Annotated in this window: 13 protein-coding genes; 7 read left to right on the top strand and 6 right to left on the bottom strand. The window is 66.0% G+C overall.

The genetic code is table 11. The features are described 5' to 3' along the window. Positions 1–4: 4 nt before the first annotated feature. Together BSF38_RS21820 and argB are read right to left on the bottom strand one after the other, a co-directional pair. A complete protein-coding gene (locus BSF38_RS21820; protein WP_076349203.1) occupies positions 5–1,219 on the bottom strand; it encodes an aspartate aminotransferase family protein in 1,215 nt (404 codons plus the stop codon). A gap of 85 nt (positions 1,220–1,304) precedes the next feature. Beyond that, positions 1,305–2,270 (bottom strand): acetylglutamate kinase, encoded by a 966-nt coding sequence (gene argB / locus BSF38_RS21815; RefSeq protein WP_076349201.1) that lies wholly within the window; start codon positions 2,268–2,270, stop codon positions 1,305–1,307. A 223-nt stretch (positions 2,271–2,493) separates the two neighbouring features. Here argB and BSF38_RS21810 point away from each other — a divergent pair, with 223 nt between their 5' ends. After that, a complete protein-coding gene (locus BSF38_RS21810) occupies positions 2,494–3,786 on the top strand; it encodes a citrate synthase (RefSeq protein ID WP_076349199.1) in 1,293 nt (430 codons plus the stop codon). 164 nt (positions 3,787–3,950) lie between these two features. Here the strand turns inward: BSF38_RS21810 and BSF38_RS21805 are convergent, their stop codons facing one another. Continuing rightward, positions 3,951–4,874 (bottom strand): FAD:protein FMN transferase, encoded by a 924-nt coding sequence (locus BSF38_RS21805; protein ID WP_237170561.1) that lies wholly within the window; start codon positions 4,872–4,874, stop codon positions 3,951–3,953. 190 nt (positions 4,875–5,064) lie between these two features. On the opposite strand from BSF38_RS21805, the gene BSF38_RS21800 reads away from it, so the two are divergent. The 4 genes from BSF38_RS21800 (at position 5,065) to BSF38_RS21785 (ending at position 10,818) form a co-directional block, all read left to right on the top strand. Next, positions 5,065–6,114, top strand: a complete 1,050-nt coding sequence (locus tag BSF38_RS21800; RefSeq protein ID WP_076349195.1) for a formylglycine-generating enzyme family protein — start codon at positions 5,065–5,067, stop codon at positions 6,112–6,114. A 158-nt stretch (positions 6,115–6,272) separates the two neighbouring features. Then, positions 6,273–7,538, top strand: a complete 1,266-nt coding sequence (locus BSF38_RS21795) for a Gfo/Idh/MocA family protein (protein ID WP_076349193.1) — start codon at positions 6,273–6,275, stop codon at positions 7,536–7,538. Positions 7,539–7,653: 115 nt separating this feature from the next. Further along, positions 7,654–8,538 carry a ThuA domain-containing protein gene (locus tag BSF38_RS21790; RefSeq protein ID WP_099092011.1) on the top strand — a complete coding sequence of 295 codons (885 nt, stop codon included), beginning with the start codon at positions 7,654–7,656 and terminating at the stop codon, positions 8,536–8,538. 264 nt (positions 8,539–8,802) lie between these two features. Continuing rightward, entirely contained in the window at positions 8,803–10,818 is a 2,016-nt protein-coding gene (locus tag BSF38_RS21785; protein ID WP_076349191.1) for a M13 family metallopeptidase, read from the top strand. 323 nt (positions 10,819–11,141) lie between these two features. On the opposite strand, the gene BSF38_RS31460 is transcribed toward BSF38_RS21785, so the two are convergent. Both BSF38_RS31460 and BSF38_RS21775 read right to left on the bottom strand, forming a co-directional pair. Beyond that, positions 11,142–11,843: a hypothetical protein gene (locus BSF38_RS31460; protein ID WP_076349189.1), complete on the bottom strand. Its 702-nt coding sequence runs from the start codon at positions 11,841–11,843 to the stop codon at positions 11,142–11,144. A gap of 165 nt (positions 11,844–12,008) precedes the next feature. Next, a complete protein-coding gene (locus BSF38_RS21775) occupies positions 12,009–14,102 on the bottom strand; it encodes a CRTAC1 family protein (RefSeq protein WP_076349187.1) in 2,094 nt (697 codons plus the stop codon). Between the two features lie 444 nt (positions 14,103–14,546). Here BSF38_RS21775 and BSF38_RS21770 point away from each other — a divergent pair, with 444 nt between their 5' ends. Beyond that, positions 14,547–16,787 (top strand): hypothetical protein, encoded by a 2,241-nt coding sequence (locus BSF38_RS21770; protein ID WP_076349185.1) that lies wholly within the window; start codon positions 14,547–14,549, stop codon positions 16,785–16,787. A 24-nt stretch (positions 16,788–16,811) separates the two neighbouring features. Continuing rightward, complete coding sequence (locus BSF38_RS21765) at positions 16,812–17,225, top strand: VOC family protein (RefSeq protein ID WP_210405628.1); 414 nt, start codon at positions 16,812–16,814, stop codon at positions 17,223–17,225. Here the strand turns inward: BSF38_RS21765 and ltaE are convergent, their stop codons facing one another. Beyond that, on the bottom strand, positions 17,226–18,293 hold the full coding sequence (gene ltaE / locus BSF38_RS21760; protein ID WP_076349181.1) for a low-specificity L-threonine aldolase: 1,068 nt from the start codon (positions 18,291–18,293) through the stop codon (positions 17,226–17,228). It abuts the gene before it with no gap. Positions 18,294–18,423 lie beyond the last annotated feature (130 nt).

Genomic DNA, 18,423 nt, shown 5'->3' with positions numbered 1-18,423 from the left:
CGTTTCAGATCACTGCCTCCCGCAAGACGTCGGCCAGGATGGCGCACCCTTGGTCGATCTGGTCGTCGCTGATGGTCAGAGCCGGCAAGAGCCGCACGACGTGCCCGTGCGTGGCGTTGATGAGGAGCCGGCGCGACAGGCACTGGGCGACCACGTCCGAGGCGTCGAACGTCAGGTCCAGGCCGATCATCACCCCGAGGACCCGGATGTCGCGGATCTTCTCGGGAAGCTCCTGGCGAAGGGCCTCGAACTGCGACCGGAACCGCGCTCCGATCGCCTTGCCGCGTTCGAGCAGGCCGTCGTCCTCGATCGTCTCGATCGTCGCCAGGCCGGCTCGGCAGGCGATCGGGTTGCCGCCGAAGGTCGACGCGTGCATCCCCGGCTTGAAGACCTCGGCCACCTCGGGACGGGCGATCATGACGCCGGCGGCGACGCCCCCCGCCAGGGCCTTGGCGCAGGTCAAAACGTCGGGAACGACGCCGGAATGCTGGTAGGCGAACCATTCGCCGGTCCGCCCCATCCCGGTCTGAACCTCGTCGAGGATCAACAGCGCGCCGCGGTCGTCGCAGATCCGCCGCAGGCCGGCCAGATAGCCCGGCGAGGGGATCTTGACGCCCCCCTCACCCTGGATCGGCTCGACCATGACCGCGGCCGTCTGGTCGTCGACGGCCTGGGCCGTCGCCTCCAGGTCGTCGTACTTCGTGTAGACGAAGCCGGGGACCATCGGCTCGAAGCCTTCGTGGTACTTGGGCTGGGCCGTGGCGGTGAGCGCCGCGAAGGTTCGGCCGTGGAAGCCCCCTTCCATGGTGACGATCTTGTAGCGTCCCTTGGAATGGCCGTAGGCCCGAGCCAGCTTGATGGCGGCCTCATTGGCCTCGGCTCCGCTGTTGCAGAAGAAGCACTGACCGCCGAAGCTCCGCTCGGAGAGGGCCTGGGCGAACGCCCCCTGGGATTCCATGTACCAGGTGTTGGGGACGTGGATCAACTGGCCGATCTGCTCGCGGACGGCCTCGACGACCTTGGGCGGGCAGTGACCGATCAGGTTGCAGCCCCAGCCGGGGAAGAAGTCGAGGTAGCGATGCCCCTCGGCGTCCCACACCCAGGAGTTCTCGCCCCTCACCAGCGCGACCGGATACCGTCGATAGTTGGGGACGACGTAGCGGTCGAACTGGGCGATGGTCTCCCGCGAGCTTTGATGCGCGAGCTGAGCGTGTGCCAACTGAGGGACTCCGGATGGGGGAAACACCGCCGTTTGCGGAAAAGGCCGCGGCGGAAACGCGGAAGACGAACCGAGAAACCAACGTTCAGCGGACGACCACGGGCCGCCGGCCGGGGGGAGACGATCGGCCGTCGTTCTCCTCCTGGACGATCTCGGTGCCGACCCCGGTCTCGGTGAAGATCTCGAGCAAGAGCGAGTGGCGGAGCCGGCCGTCGATGACGTGGGTCTTGCGGACGCCCGCTTCCAGACTCGTCAGGCAGGCCTCGACCTTGGGGATCATGCCCTTGTCGATAATCCCGCGGTTGATCAGGTCGCGACACTCGCCGGGGGTCAGACCCGTGATCAGACTGGAGGGTTCGTTGCGATCGAGGAGGATGCCCGGCGTGTCGGTCAGGAAGATAAGCTTGTCGGCCCGAAGCGCCTGGGCGACGGCGGCGGCGGCGGTGTCGGCGTTGACGTTCAGGAGCTTGCCGTCTTCGTCTTCGTCCTCGGCCAGCGAGGGGAGCACGGGGACGACCCCGGCCAGGCAGAGGTTCTCGATCGGCGGGATGTCGACCTCGGTCACGTCGCCGACCCGCCCCAGGTCGACCAGCTCGCCGTCTTCGCCTGGCAGGAGGAGCTTGCGGCCGTAGAGGCATTGATGCGTCTTGTGATGCAACCCCGAAGCCCGGCCGCCGAACTTGTTGATGTGCCGCTCGATGTCGGAGTTGATCTCCTCAGCTAGGACGCGGGCCACGATGTCGAGGGTCGCGTCGTCGGTGTACCGCCGTCCCTTGACCCAGCGCGGGGTCAGCCCGGCCCGTTCCATGGCCACGGTGATCGCCTTGCCGCCGCCGTGGACCAAGACCGGGCGCATCCCCACCGTCTGCATGAAGACCACGTCGACCAGGAGCGCCCGCAGCGACTCGGGATTCTCCATCACCGAGCCGCCCACCTTGATCACTATGAACCGGCCGTGGAATTTGCGCATGTACCCAAGCGCTTCGACCAGAACATCGGCCTTGCGGATCGCCTCTTCATGCACGGTTTGGCCCCTCGACCCCGAAGACATACAGCACGCGAATCGGGCAAACTCCTATTCTTTCCATCCGGGATCGAAAAGTAAAGTGCTCTCGGCGACGTCTTCACAGAGTATTAACCCTCATCGGAACCAAGGTTTACGGCTGCCCCGCCTGCGCTCCGCGGCGAATCATTCCCAAGTCGAAAACCCGGTGTACAATGAAGTATTCGCTATGACGACGGACTGCGGCTTTGGAATGCTGGGAGATTGAGGGATGACGCGGAATGCGACTTTGACATTCAATGGCCGGACGATCGATCTGCCGGTCGTGGAAGGCTCAGAGGGCGAACTGGGCCTGGACATCGCGCGTCTTCGGTCCGAGACCGGCTTGATCACCCTCGACCCCGGCTACGGCAACACCGGCGCCTGCACGAGCGCCATCACTTTCATCGACGGCGAGAAGGGCATCCTTCGCTACCGCGGCTATCCGATCGAGCAGCTCGCGAAGAGCTCCAGCTTCATCGAGGTCGCCTGGCTCTTGATCTTCGGCAAGCTCCCCAACCAGGCCGAGCTTGACGTGTTCCGCGAGCGGCTCACCCGCAACGCGCCGCTGCACGAGTCGTTCAAGCACCACTTCGAAGGCTTCCTGGTCGATTCGCCGCCGATGGCCATCCTGTCGGCCATGGTCAACACCATCGCCTGCTTCCCGAGCCAGAACGAGTGCGACGGATCGGACGAAGAGTGCTTCGCGGAGGACGCCGCGCGGCTGATCAGCAAGGTGCGGACGATCGCCGCCTACTCATACCGCCGCGCGATGGGTCTGCCGTTCAACTATCCCGACCCCAAGCTGTCGTACGTCGCGAACTTCCTGCACATGATGTTCTCGATGCCCTACGACCAGCACGTCGCCGACCCCGAGGTCGTCGACGCGCTCAACCTGATCCTGCTGCTGCACGCCGACCACGAGCAGAATTGCAGCACGTCGACCGTCCGCACCGTCGGATCGAGCCAGGCGAACCTCTACGCCTCGTGCGCCGCGGCCGTGGGAGCCCTCTGGGGCCCGCTGCACGGCGGGGCCAACGTGGCGGTCCTCGAGATGCTCGAGAAGATCCACAAGGGGGGCATCAGCGCCGCCGACGCTCTCAAACTCGCCAAGGACCACACCAGCGGCTTCCGGCTGATGGGCTTCGGCCACCGGGTCTACAAGAACTTCGATCCCCGCGCCAAGATCCTCAAGCAGAGCGCCGACAAGGTGCTCGCCCAGCTCGGCGTCAAGGACCCGCTGCTCGACGTCGCCCGCCAGCTCGAAGAGATGGCCCTCAAGGATTCGTACTTCGTCGAACGCAAGCTCTACCCCAACGTCGACTTCTACAGCGGCATCATCATGCGGGCCATCGGCATCCCCACCAACATGTTCACCGTGCTGTTCGCCATCGGCCGCATGCCCGGCTGGATCGCCCAGTGGCGCGAGCAGAACGAAGACCCCAAACGCCGGATCGCCCGCCCCCGCCAGATCTACACCGGCCCCAACGTGACCGACTACGTCCCCATCGAGCAGCGGAAGTGACGCCGTTGGGACGCCCGGCCTCATGAAGGGCGGGAATCGCTTTCGGCCGGGTCCGAACACGAGCCCGAAGCGCCCAGCGAGTGAATCGACGGTAGACCGTTGAAATCATTCGCTCGTTGGCGCTTCGGGCTCGTAATGCATCATCGCCGCTGCCTGCCGGACGCTCACGACTTGGGCCGAGCCCTTGGCAGGTCTTTGAACCGCTTCGATTCGTAGCGGACGACCCCCTCGGGGGTCTCGCGGGTGAAGATCGCCGCCGCGCCGGGAGTGTCGTCGATGAGCTTCAGCCCTTTTTCGGGGCCGAGCAGGTAGACCGAGGTTTCGAGCGCGTCGGCGGTCGTGCCGTCGAGAGCGAAGACGGTGACGCTGGCGCGGTCCTCGACAGCCTGGCCAGTGACGGGGTTGATGATGTGCGAGTAGCGGCGGCCGTCGATGACGACGTACCGCTCGGCGTCGCCCGAGGTCGAGATCGCCCCGTCGTGGAGCGCGAGGTAGATCTCCGGCTCGGTCGTGTTCGGCGTGAGCGTGGCGACGCCGATCGTCCAGCCGTCGGCGCCCGGGGGCGGGCCGGAGAAGACGATGTCGCCCGCGCCGCCGACAAGGGCCCGGTCGATCCCCTCGGCCCGCAAGACGTCGATCGCCTGCTGCGAGGCGATCCCCTTGGCGATCCCGCCGACGTCGAGCTTCATTCCGGGCTTCGTCAGCCGGACCGTCTTGGCGACGGGGTCGAGGATCATCTTGTCCGCGCCGACGAGTTCGCGGGCCTCGGCTAGTTTTTGGGGATCGGGGAGCTTCCGCTCGCGGATCGCCCGCCGCCAGAGCCGGCCGACCGGGGCGATGGTGGGATCGAGAACGCCGCCGGTCTTCTCGTAGTAGAACTTGCACTTCTCCAGGACGTCGAACAGCTCGGGGCCGACCGCGACGGCGGGGCCGCCGGCCTTCACGCCCAGCCGCGAGAGTTCGCTGTCGACCTGGTAGTCGCTCAGGATCGCGTCGAGCCGGGCGATTCGATCGAAAGCCGCGCGGGAGGCGCGTCTAGCGGTCGCCGGGTCGGTTGAGTATAAGAGTATTTTGAAGGAGCTTCCCATGTGCGTCTCGATGAACTCGAAACGCTCAAGCTCTCCCGCCGATCCCGAACCGACGAGAACCAAAGCCAGGACTAAGACGCTCAGGCGACCGCTCATGGGTGATGGGACCACGGAACCTCCCCGGCCGAATTCGCCTCGCCCGTCACGCGTGGGTCCTGGCTGTACCTCGACCTGCTGGAGCATATCAAACGTGAGCCGTTCGACGCATGCCTTTTATCGCGCCGGTGCGCTGATCGCCCTCCTGGGATGGAGCCTCCAGGCGCCCGCATCGGCCCAGGAATCCCTCGCCAAGACGGCCGCCGAGATGAAACCGTACACCCAGCAGATCCCGGGTGTGGAGGTCAAGTTCGACCTGGTGCCGATCCCCGCCGGCGAGTTCGTGATGGGCAGTCCCGCCACGGAACCGAAGCGAGGCGAAGACGAAGGCCCGCAGCACCCGGTGGCCATCGCCCCGTTCTGGATGGGCAAGTACGAGGTGACTTGGGACGAGTACGACCTGTTCTGCTTCTCGTTGGACCTCAAGAAGAAGGAACGCGAGAAGGTCGACCTGGCAGGTCAGCCCGACACCGAGAAGAAGGCCGACGCCGTCACCCGGCCGACGCCCCCCTACGCCGACATGACGTTCGGCTACGGCCACAAGAACCAGCCGGCCATCTGCATCACCCACCATTCGGCCATGGAATACTGCCGCTGGCTGTCCGAGAAAACCGGAGTGCTCTACCGCCTGCCGACCGAGGCCGAATGGGAATACGCCTGCCGGGCGGGCTCGAAGACGGCCTACTTCTTCGGCGACGATCCCGCCGGCCTTGAAGAGTACGGCTGGTACGTCGAGAACGCCGAGAAGCCCATGCCGATCGGCAAGAAGAAGCCCAACCCCTGGGGCCTCTACGACATGCACGGCAACGTCGCCGAGTGGTGCCTCGACCACTACGTCCCCGATTTCTACAAGCAGTTCGCCGGCGACAAGCCGACGCTCGAACCGTTCGCCGCCCCCTCGGCCAAGGAATACCCCTACGTCGCCCGCGGCGGCTCGTGGGACGACGACGCCGACAAGCTCCGCAGCGCCGCGCGGCGGTCGTCGAACCTGGAGTGGAGCGTTCAGGACCCCCAACGCCCGCAGAGCATCTGGTGGCACACCGACGCCACCTTCGTGGGCTTCCGGATCGTCCGACCCCTCAATGAACAAGAGAAGCTCAAGGGCATGAAGTCGCTGGTCGTCAAGGGCAAGGGGACCCGCTGAGAAGCCCTGTCGCCACGCCTGGCCCGCCGTCGCGCAACACCTGGATTCCGAAGCCTTGATTGTTTTGGATGGAACGCTCGCTTCCTGAGGCGGAGACGGTCGTAAGCCGTGTAGTGCTCGGATCGTCCCGCCCTCACTTTCCCGGGAGAATGAGACTCATGACCGATCCCAATCGTCGCGTCTTCCTTAAGGCTTCGACCGCGGCCACGGCCGGGCTGGGCTTCCTCGGCAACGCGCACGCCCGCGGCAACGACGTCATCAAGGTCGGCCTGGTCGGCTGCGGCGGTCGGGGCAGCGGTGCCGCCGACAACATCTGCGAGGCCGCCGGCACCAGCTACAACATCAAGATCCACGCCCTCGGCGACGTCTTCGAGGACCATCTCAAGAACTGTCGCGAGGGCATCAAGAACAGCCCCAACTCGAAAGAGAAGTACGACGTCGCCGACGACCGTTGCTTCGTCGGCCTCGACGCCTACAAGAAGGTCATCGAGGTTTCGGACCTGGTGATCCTGGCGACCCCGCCGGGCTTCCGTCCGGGCCACATCGAGGCCGTCATCAAGGCCGGCAAGAACCTGTTCACCGAGAAGCCGGTCGCCGTCGACGGCACCGGCATCCGCCGGGTCCTCGCCGCGGCCGACGAAGCCAAGGCCAAGAAGCTGGCCGTCGTTGCCGGCACCCAGCGCCGGCACCAGCCCGGCTATCTTGAGAGCATGAAGCGAATCCACGAAGGTGCCATCGGCGACGTGGTCGGCGGCCAGGTCTACTGGAACCAGGGGAACATCTGGGCCCACAAGCGCCAGCCCGGCTGGAGCGACGTCGAGTACCAGATCCACAACTGGTATCACTTCCTCTGGCTCTGCGGCGACCACTTCGTCGAGCAGCACGTCCACAACCTCGACGTCGCCAACTGGGCCATCGGCGCCCACCCCGTCCGCGCCGTGGGCATGGGCGGACGCCAGGTGCCCGGCGGCCCCGAGCACGGCCAGAGCTACGACCACTTCGCCGTCGACTACGAGTACCCCAACGAAGTCCACGTGATGTCGATGGCCCGCCAGATCGAAGGCTGCGAGAACAACGTGTCGGAGACCATCGTCGGCTCCGCCGGTCGGTTCCAAAGCAACGGCTACCGGTTCAGCGGCAAGGACAAGTCGCGCGTCCGCGTCAACGACGGCAACGCCTACGTCCATGAGCACGTCCACCTGCTCGAAAGCATCGTCTCGGGCAACCCGCTCAACGAGCTGAAGCAGGTCGCCGAGAGCACGCTGACGGCGATCATGGGCCGGATGTCGGCCTACACCGGCAAGGCCGTGACCTGGGAGCAGGCGCTTGAGTCGAAGCTCGACACTTTCCCCAAGCACCTCGACATCAAGGGAAGCCTTGAGGAGCCCCCGCTCCCCCGCCCGGGCGTCACCGAGCTGATCTGACCTGATCCCGACTGAAAACCAAGGGACGGAACGTCGCGACCTTCCAACCGGCCGGCGTTCCGTCCCTTTTCGCGATCGACGTCTCACACAATCTCAACGCAACCGAGGATGAACCATGATCCGGAAGCTATTCATCGGCTTGTCGGCCCTCGGCCTGTCAGCGCTGCTCGCCGCGCCGGCCGAGGCCGCCGACACCGCCAAGATCGTCCTGATCGCCGGCAACCCGAGCCACGGCCCCGGCGACCACGAGTTCAACGCGGGCTGCAAGCTGCTGGCCAAGTGCCTGAAGGAAATCCCGGGCGTCGAGCCCGTCGTGGTCACGGGCGGCTGGCCCAAGGATGAATCGGTCTTCGACGGCGCCAAGGCGCTCGTCTTCTTCATGGACGGCGGCGGCGGTCATCCGGCCGTCCAGCCCGGCCGCCTCGACAAGCTCCAGAAGCTCGTCGACAAGGGCGTCGGCCTGGCCTTCTTCCACTACGCGGTCGAAGTCCCCAAGGGCGAGGCCGGCGACAAGTTCCTCGACTGGATCGGCGGCTACTACGAGACCGGCTACTCCACCAACCCGCACTGGAAGGCCCAGATCGAGACGCTGCCCAGACACCCGATCACGAGCGGGGTCAAGCCGTTCGCGATCAGCGACGAGTGGTACTTCAACATCCGGTTCCGTCCCGAGGGAAAAGGCGTGACGCCGATCCTCGTCGCCAAGCCCGACGACCTGACCCGCGAAGGCGTTTCCGCCTCGCCGCGCGGCCCGTACAAGCACATCGTCGAGGCCAAGGGCCGTGAAGAAGTCCTCGCCTGGGCCGTCGAACGGCCCGACGGCGGACGCGGCTTCGGCTTCACCGGCGCCCACGCCCACAAGAACTGGGGCGATCCGAACTTCCGCAAGCTCGGCCTCAACGCCATCCTCTGGACCGCCGGCCTCGACGTCCCCGCCGACGGCGCCCATTCCGAAGTCACCGCCGAGGAACTCAAGGAGAACGTCGACCCGAAGAAGTAAGTAGCCCTATCGACCATCCCCCGGCGACCGCGCCGGGGGAATTTCATCTTCGCACATCCGCTCGCCCCGTCGCGGGCTCCTCTCGACGGGCGGCGCGACGAGGCTCTGGGGAGTGACTGATAGATATCGGTCGCCCTGGGCTTTTTTGGAAAGTAGACTGACGCCAATCGCGGCGATTCACGCTTTCCGCCTCGACGGACGGCCTCTCTCGCATTCTCAACAAAAGGAAGCGTTCACGTGAGCAGATCCCTCTGGATTCGTGTCATGGTCGGCCTGGCGCTCGTCGGCGCCGTCGCCGCGTCGAAGGCCGAGGCGAGCGACCCCGCCGCCCCCCGGTCGGGAGTCGAGAGCACCGGCTTCGACAAGGAAGTGCGTCCCCAGGACGACTTTTTCCGGTACGTCAACGGCGGCTGGATCAAGAAGACCGAGATCCCGCCCGACCAGGCGCGGTGGGGATCGTTCAACAAGCTCATCGACGAGAGCGAGGCCAACCTCCGCGCGATCATCGAGGAAGCCGCCAAGGCCGACGCCCCCGCCGGGTCCGAGGCCCGCAAGATCGGCGATCTGTTCAAGAGCTTCATGAACGAGGCCAAGGCCGACGATCTGGGCTTCAAGCCGGTCGAGGCCGACATCCATCGGATCTTCGCCGCCGGCGGCAAGGCCGAGTTCCTCCGGGTCCTCGCAAGCCTTCAGCGCGAGGGGGCCTCGGGCCTCTTCGGCGTCTACGTCGACAACGACGCCAAGCAGTCCGACCGCTACATCGTGTATCTCGGCCAGGGCGGGCTCAGCCTCCCCGACGAGTCGTACTACCGTGACCCGAAATTCCAGCCGATCCGCGACAAGTTCGTCGCCCACATCGAGAAGATCGCCAAGCTCGCCGACGCCCCGGATCCGAAGGACGCCGCCGCCCGCGTGCTCGCCGTCGAGACCAGGATCGCCAAGCACCACTGGGACCGCGTCAAGCGCCGCGACCGGACCCTGACCTACAACAAGAAGACCCTCAAGGAGCTTCAAGCGCTGGCGCCGGGGATCGACTGGGCGTCGTACTTCAAGGCCATCGGCGCGCCCGACCTCGCCGAAGTGATCGTCTCCGAGCCCGACTACTTCACCGCGCTCGCCAAGCTGCTCGACGAAGTCCCGCTCGACGACTGGAAGATCTGGCTGGCCTGGCGCGTCGTCCACGACGCCGCCCCGCTGCTGAGCAAGCCGTTCGTCGACGAGAACTTCGAGTTCTACAGCAAGACCCTCTCGGGTGCTCCCGAGATCCGCCCGCGATGGAAGCGGGGCGTAGATCTGATCTCGGGCGCGATGGGCGAGGCCGTGGGCAAGCTCTACGTCGAGAAGCACTTCCCGCCGGCCGCCAAGGCCCGGATGAAAGAACTGGTCGGCAACCTGGTCGCGGCCTACCGCGAAGACATCGGCACGCTCGACTGGATGAGCCCCGAGACCCGCAAGAAAGCCCTCGACAAGATGGGCAAGTTCACCCCCAAGATCGGCTACCCGGACACGTGGCGCGATTACTCCAAGCTGGAGATCAAGGGCGACGACCTGCTGGGCGACGTCCGGCGCGCCGAGGCGTTCGAGATCGCCCGCAATTTCAACAAGCTCGGCAAGCCGATCGACCGCTCCGAGTGGGCGATGACGCCGCACACGGTCAACGCCTATTACAACCCGTCGATGAACGAGATCGTCTTCCCCGCCGCGATCCTCCAGCCGCCGTTCTTCGACATGAACGCCGACGACGCGGTGAACTACGGCGCGATCGGCGCGGTGATCGGCCACGAGATCGGCCACGGGTTCGACGACCAGGGGTCGAAGTCCGACGGCGACGGCAACCTGGTCAACTGGTGGACCGACTCCGACCGCAAGGAGTTCGACGCCCGCGCCAAGATGCTCATCGACCAGTACAGCGGGTTCGAGCCGCTCCAACTCCCCGGCCAAAAGGTCAACGGAGCACTCACGATCGGCGAGAACATCGGCGACCTCGGCGGCCTCACGATCGCCTACAAGGCGTACAAGCGGTCGCTCGACGGCAAGGAAGCCCCGGTGATTGACGGCCTGACGGGCGACCAGCGGTTCTTCCTCGGCTGGGCCCAGGCCTGGCGTGGCAAGATCCGCGACGCCGACCTGGCGCGTCGGCTCGCCACCGACCCGCACTCGCCCGCCGAGTTCCGCTGCAACGGCGTGCTCCGCAACATGCCCGAGTTCTACGCCGCGTTCGGCGTCAAAGAAGGGGACAAGCTCTGGCTGCCCCCCGCCGAGCGGGTTCGGATCTGGTGAGCTTCGACCCACGGGGAGGGCTGCGTCGCCGCGATCGGCCAGGCCAGCCTCTCTCTCGTCGCTGACGACCCGAATTTATTCCGGGAGCCGACAGTCCGCTAGGTGCGAATACGAGCCCGAAGCGCCAGCGAGTGAATTCCCGATCGGCGGGTCGAATCGATTCACTCGCTGGCGCTTCGAGCTGCTCTGAAAACTCCGGTCCGTGGTTCGCCGTAGGGGCGCCCCTTGTAGGTGCCCGATCGCCGAGCGGCCTGACGGAGATTCACCCGCTGGCGCTTCGGGCTTCTATTCTGAGGCCGCCCGCGTGAATCCTCCCGACGGCGCTAAAGCTGGCTGTAACCGCGCCGGCCGATCTCCTCGTAGAAGAGGGCGAGCGACAGCACGTAGAGCGGGGCCGTCACGAGCACGCCAACGCCCAGGAAGAAGACGCCGCACCCGGCCGCCGCGGCGAGGAAGAGATGAAAGATCGTGACCGGCAGCCATTCCGCCTTGAGCGTGTGGTAGCTCTTGATCATCGCGCCCGTGGCCGGCAGATCGGCGTCGACGATCAGCGGGAAGGTCAGCATGAGCAGGCCGGCGGCGATCAGCCCGGGGATCACCAGGACCGCCAGGCCGAACGAGACGAGGACGGCCATCAGCACCGAGCCGAGGGCCAGGTCGAACCAGTTGTCGGGAACCTCGAACAGGTCCATGACCCGAGGCCGCCGGCCCCGAATCTGACCGAGAGCCATGCGGACCGCCCCCCCCGCCAGGAGGCCGGCGATGGAGATGCGGACCAGCCAGAACAGGAACGAGTCGTCCGGGGAACCATGGCCCAGGAACCAGCCGAAGTAGCTGGAACGGGCCGCGAGCCAGACGATCCTCAGGATCAGCTCCCCGGTGCCCGCGGCGGCGATCGCGGCGAGGGTCGTCAACGACCAGGTCAACCACTCCATGCGGTAGAGGCTCCAGGCGTCGCCGAGGACCTGGAAGCGGACGGTGGGGCGAGCCGTCGGCGCGGCTGTCGCTGTCGCGGCCTGTGTCATCGCGGGACTCCTTGACGGGTTCGTGATCGAAGCGACGTCTCGGCGCGCAACGGGGGCGCGGAAGTCGACGACGCGAGGTGCGCCTCCGACTTCGCGCCCTTGGACCAGAAGGCGTTGGGACGGCTGCTTTTTATTCGGCCCGACGGATCGAATATTGAGGCCGTCTTACTTCGAGGCGGGCGACTTCTCGGCCGGCTTCTCCGCGGTCTTCGCTTTCGAAGCCGGGATGCTCACGGGGGGGATGAGCTTGCGGACTCGCGGCTCGCCGTACGGCCAGCTCGGCTTCTGGTCCTTGGGCTCGACGACCTTGTGCTCCTGGTCGAGCGCGACGTCGGCCAGCTCGGTGACGATCCCCGACGGCCAGACGATCGTCATCTTCTTGATCGGGTTGGCACCGACGCCGATCAGGAGCCGGGGGTCGTTGGCCGATTCGAGGCTCACGCCCCCCTTGACCTGCCGACAGATGATCCGCTTGCCGTTGTCGACCATGACCAGGGTCCCCACGGCGTCTCGGTTGCTCTTGGTCCCCTGGAGGGCGAGGCGCACCCAGTGGTTCTTCGTCGGCGTGTCGTTGCGGAGGACGGCGGCGTGGCGGTCCTTCTCGTTGATCACGATATCGACGTCGCCGTCGTTGTCGAGGTCGCCGAACGCCGCGCCTCGGCCGACGTGCTTCTGGTCGAAGTACGGACCGACGTCGCGGGTCGAGAGCCGGAACCGCTTGCCTTCAAGGTTGCGGAAGAGAAGCGGAATCTCCTCGTACTCGACGGGCTGGTTGAGCAGTTTGCGGTTGTCGTCGACGTGGCCGTTGGTCACGAAGGCGTCGGGCCAGCCGTCCTTGTCGAAGTCGAACAGCCCCGTGCCCCAGCCGACGAACGGCATCGTATCCGACGCCATCCCGAAAAAGGCCGTGTTGTCGAAGAAGACCCCCTTGCCGAAGTTCTGGTAGAGGGTGTTGTATTCGTTGGCGAAGTTGGTGACGTACAGCTCGGGCAGGCCGTCGCCGTCGACGTCCTCGGCGTCGACCCCCATGCCCGACTGGGCCGTGCCGTTGTAGTCGTACGCCGCCCCCGAAGCTTCCGAGACGTCGTCGAACGTGCCGTCGCCGCGGTTGAGGAACAGGTAGTTCGGGGTCATGTCGTTGGCCACGTAGAGGTCGATCAGGCCGTCGTCGTTGAGGTCGGCCGCGACCACGCCGAAGCCGTGCGCGTCGGCCCGGGGGTTGGGCACGCGCTTCTTGACCACGACGTCGACCATCGTCTTCGAGCCGGTCTTGGGGTCGACCACTTCCTTCTGACCGGTCACTTCCTCTTTTTCGACCGTGATGACGTGGTCGTAGACGTCGGTGAACGTGCCGTTTCCATTGTTGTGATAGAAGAAATGCTTGGTCGTCTTGATCGTGCGAGGCGACGAGTAGAGCCAGATCTGCTTCGCGGCGTCACCGACGTTGTGGTGGTCCTCGGGATACTTCCAGATGCCGTAGTTGGCGACGTAGATGTCGAGGAAGCCGTCGTTGTCGTAGTCGAGCATCGCGCCGCCGGACGACCAGCCGTAGACGTCGATCCCGGCCGACTTGCTGATATCTTTGAAGGTGCCGTCGCCGTTGTTGAGATAGAGCTTGTTGTGATCGTAGTTGCACAGGAAGACGTCGCGGTCGCCGTCGTTGTCGATGTCGCCGACGATGATCCCGTGGCAGTAGCCGCGAAAGCCCAGGCCCGACCGCTCGGTGGCGTCCTCGAAGCGTCCGCCGCCGAGGTTCTTGTAGAGCCGGTTGGGCCCCTTCTCACCCGTCCCCAAAGGGAGCAAGGTCGCCGACGCGAAATAGATGTCGAGCAGGCCGTCGCCGTCGTAGTCGAAGACCGCGACGCCCGAGCCGTTGGCCGTCGGAAAGTGCTTCTCGTGCTGCGTGCCCGAGAAGTGGGTGAAATCGACGCCCCATTCGCGCGCGACTTCCGCGAATCGGAACGGGCTGGGCTCGGTCTGTTTCGTCAGCGTGACCGAGGTCGTCAGGACCGACATCCGGTCCCCCTCGATCGACGAGACGGCCTTGGTCCGCGGTTTGCTAGTGGCTAACGAACCGAGCGGGGACGACTTGGCGTCGGCCGCCGCGACCGGTGACTGTGCGCCTTTTGTGTTGCCGGGCTCTCCCGAGGCGTCGGGAGAGCCGCAGCCGGCGACCGCGGCCAGCATCACCGCGAATCCCCAAGCGCCGATCCGTCCAGCGTCGCGCGACGCCAGACCCAAGCGAGTCGTCCAACGCATGACAAGCCCTCGGGACGCCTGCTCATCCCCGGCAACCAAAGACTTGATGGATGATGTCGCGATCGATTCCAGCGCCGACCCCTCCGGAATGCCGCAGGCGTCGTATGGTTTTGTCGCAATTGCGGGTCGGCGTTCGGATTGTATCACGACCAGGTTCGTCCTGTCTCACCCTACCGGCCCGGCGTTTCGACGCGCGTCGCCGGCCGTCGCTGGGATCGGCCTCTTGAGCATCGTCGAACGAGCCCCGCCTGTTTACGCATTCGCCACAAAGTGTGTATCTTACAGAACGGTCATGCGAACCGCCTGACTATCCGGTGAAACGGTCAAGTTGGGCTCAAGTCGGCGACGCCTATCGAGAATTCCATCAACTGAGACCAGCGCCCGAGCGATAAAGCGATGAATAGAACGTCGAGGTCGGGCGCCAATCAACCGGGGAGTGAACGAATGCATCGTCTCGTAACCGCAACAATTCTGGCGGGCGTCATCGCCGGTCCAGGATTATTCGGCGAGCAGGGGGCTCAGGCCGCGCCGGCACCCTCGAATTATTCGAATATCGAGAAGTCGATCTCAGTGATCCGCCAGGGTTGGGCGCGACCGGGGGCGACTCAAGATCCCAACGCGCCGGGATGGAACGTTTTCTTCACCGCGATCCTCGACGACCTGAAGGCGTATTCGCAGGCCCCGACGCCCGCCGACCGGCTGACGCCGCTGAACCGTCTGTACCAGATGTCGGCGGCGATGGCCGTCGTTCCCTGGCAGCCAGCGCAGACGGTTCGCGAGGAGCTGCGCGCATGGCTGCGGCCGCGCGTCCGGCTCGCCTGGGCCGAGCGCCGCCTCGACGACACGGTGCGCGGCTTGCCTCCCACGACCGATCCCTCGGTCCAGGCGAACCGCCAGCGGTGGGTCGACTTCGTCGACAACGACCTGGGGCAGGCCCTGGGGCAGTTCCACGCCGCGACGACGGTCGCTCAGCGGCAGGCCGGCCTCAATCACATCCACCAGGCGCTCGGCACTCTCAACCAGCGCAACGCCGAACGCCCATGGCAGCCTTCCGCCGATCTTCAGACCGCCATCAACGACCTGTTCAACCAGCCGAACCTCGACGTCACGGCCGACCTCTCGATCGTCGGGCCGATCTTCGACCAGAACCTCGTGACCTCGGGGCCGATCTACCGCAAGGGCTACTGGTCGCAGGTGACGGCCGGTCCCAAGACGGGTTTCGGCTTGCTCGCCAGCGACGACGGCATCGCGTTCTACAACAGCCAGCAGCTCCAGAGCTCGACGCCGATCACCGACTTCCAGAACCAGATCGCCTCGGACCAGCAAGGCCAGCGGGTCGCCAAGCTCTACCAGTTCACGGCGACCACCATCGACCAGGCCGAGCAGACGATCTACGCCGTCTTGCGGACCTCGGGCCTGACGCTCACCCCGGCCAGCACGCACAACGTCAACGCCCAGATCTGCTCGAACCCGCAGCCGGGCAAGGGCTTGCCCCGGGCGATCGGCGGCCTCCTCGGATTCAACCAGAACAAGATCACCGACCTGGTGTATCAAAACGCCCTGCCCCAATTTCAGCAGCGAATCCCCGTGGAAGCGCAAGAGGAAGCGGAAGAACGGATCGCCGCCGAGCTCGCCCAGCGCAACGCCGACATCAACCGGTTCTTGATCGGCAATAACACGCTCGCGGTCCAGGAGTTCCTGGTCAGTGGCCTGTCACTGCGGTCGCGTCCCGACGCGGTTTACGTGGGCGGCCTGTTCCAGTCGCGGGCCGGTGACAAGCAGCGCGGGGCCGACGCGCCGCAGCCCGCTCAGCTCGCGGTCCCGGCCGCCGGTCTGACCGCCGACATCCATCTGGGGTCGGTCCTCACCAGCGCCGTCGACGGCCTCTACCAGCGCGGGCCGGTCCAGTCGATCCAGAACGTGATGATCGTCACCCACGACGTCCCCCCGGGGACGCCCCCCGCTCAGGCGGCGACGGTCACCACCAACGTCGACTTCCCGACCTACCTCAAGGCCGTTGACGAGGCCGTAAAGGCCAAGAACCCCAAGATCCAGGCGATCCGGATTCGACGTCCGGCCCAGCCCCCGGAATTCGCCGCCGACGCGCGCGGCTTCGTCGTGGCGATCCTCCACGACCTGGAGATCGACGTCCCGGCTCCCGATCCGACTTCCCGGACGGGCGCGGCCGTCGGCGCCAATGCCAAGGTGTTGCGAATCAAGATTCCTCAGGCCGAGACCGCGTTTTCCTACAAGATCGAGTCGGCGTCCGCGACGTCGCACTACGTCCGCGCCCGGGTCGAGGAGTTCACCCCGGCGACGACCTCGATGGTCCTGGCAATCAAGGACGACGAAACGAAGCCGACCACGCTTAACCGGTTCAGCGGCGCGCTCGTCATCAGCGCCCTGGCCGCCAAACTGCGCAGCCAACCGCTCAACGCGAACCTGGACAACCTGAAGCTCCGGGGCTTCGCCATCCAGTCGATCTCGCCGCTCGACCCCTCGGGCTGGGTCCGGCTGAATCTCGTGAAGGCCTACGAGGCACCCGCGCCGGTGAACCCGGTCCAGCCGGTGACCGAACCGATGGCGGCTCCTGAAATTCCCGTGGCCCAGCCGGCCGAACCAGGCGCGATCCCGGTTCAGGTTCAGGTCCCCGCGCAGGCGGCGGTCGTGACGTACCCGCAATGACCTGACGCCAATCGGAGAATGACGATGAACGTCGGCGGCATCCTGGAGACGGCCTTGTACGTCGCCGACGTTCCCCGTTCGGCCGAGTTCTACCGGCGGCTGTTCGGGTTCGGCACGCTGCTGGACTCCGAACGGCTCGTGGCCCTCGACGTCGTGGGCCGGAACGTTCTGCTCCTGTTCCAGGCGGGGGCCACTTCCGAACCGTTCAGCCTGCCAGGCGGCGGGGTCATCCCTGGCCACGACGGATCGGGCCGGAACCATCTGGCGTTCTCAATCGCCGCCGAGGACGTCGAGCCGTGGCGGCGACGCCTCGAAGCGGAGGGCGTTCCCGTCGAGAGCGTCGTGACCTGGCCGGGCGGCTGCCGGAGCCTCTATTTCCGAGACCCCGACAATCACCTCGTCGAGTTGATCACCCCCGGCTTCTGGCCGATCTACTGATCAATAAACCAGCGTCAGAGCCGTGATCATGGCGGGTTCGAGCTGCCGGATCACGCCGGCGGCGAACTCGACGTCCTCGCGGCTGACATCGAGATGCGTGCAGGCCCGGATCACCTGGGCGCCGAGGACCGAGACCAGCACGCCGTGCGACTTCAGGTACGCGGCGACCTCGGCCGCGGTCCCCAGGCTCGAATCGACGTCGACCCAGACCAGGTTGGTCTCGACCGGCCCCGATTCGAGACGCAGCCCATCCGTCTCGGAGAACGCCGAGGCCAGGATCTGCGCGTTGGCGTGGTCTTCGGCCAGCCGCTCGACGTTGTTCTCAAGAGCGTAGGTCGCGGCGGCGGCGATCACGCCCGCCTGGCGCATCCCGCCCCCCATCAGCTTGCGGAGCTTGCGGGCCTCGCGCATGGCTTCGACCGTCCCCGTCAAAGCCGACCCCACCGGCGCGCCCAGCCCCTTGGAATAGCAGATCGACACCGTGTCGAAATAGCGCGCCCATTCCTTGGCTGGAATTCCCGTGGCCACCACCGCGTTCATCAGCCGGGCGCCGTCGAGGTGCATGGCCAAGCGGTGATCATGCGCCCATCGCGCGATGCCGGCTATGCTCTCGATCGGGTGAATCCGGCCGCCGCCGCGATTGTGCGTGTTCTCGAGCCAGACCAGCCGCGTCCGGACGTAATGCGGATCATCGGGACGGACGGCGTCGTCAATCTCGATCGGGGAGAGGATTCCGAAGTCCCCCTCGAAGGTCCGCGCCGTCACGCCGGAATGCCGCGCGATTCCGCCCGCTTCCCACAGGTAGACGTGCGACGTTCCCGCGCAGACCAGCTCGTCGCCGGGCCGGGTGTGCACGCCGACGGCGATCTGGTTGGCCATGGTGCCCGACGGCATATACACGGCGGCTTCCTTGCCCAGCAGCTCGGCCGTCTTTACTTCGAGCGCCTTGACGGTCGGATCGTCGCCGAACACGTCGTCGCCGAGTTCGGCCTCCGTCATCGCCTTGAGCATGGCGGCCGTCGGCCGGGTCACCGTATCGGACCTGAGATCAATCGGCGGTCGGCTCATGATGGTGTGTCCGTCAGGTTTTCGAAAGCGGCTCGCGGCGATTCCTCGGCCCGTTCGTTCGTCCTCGATTCTCCAACCACGCAGTCGACGCGGTCAACCCGGAATCGCGGTCGCATCGACGACCGGGCCT

Origin of the sequence: Paludisphaera borealis (genome assembly GCF_001956985.1) — a bacterium.
Classification (GTDB): Bacteria; Planctomycetota; Planctomycetia; order Isosphaerales; family Isosphaeraceae; genus Paludisphaera; species Paludisphaera borealis.
Note: the sequence above shows the minus strand (reverse complement) of the source record. Positions and strands in the feature narration are given on the sequence as shown.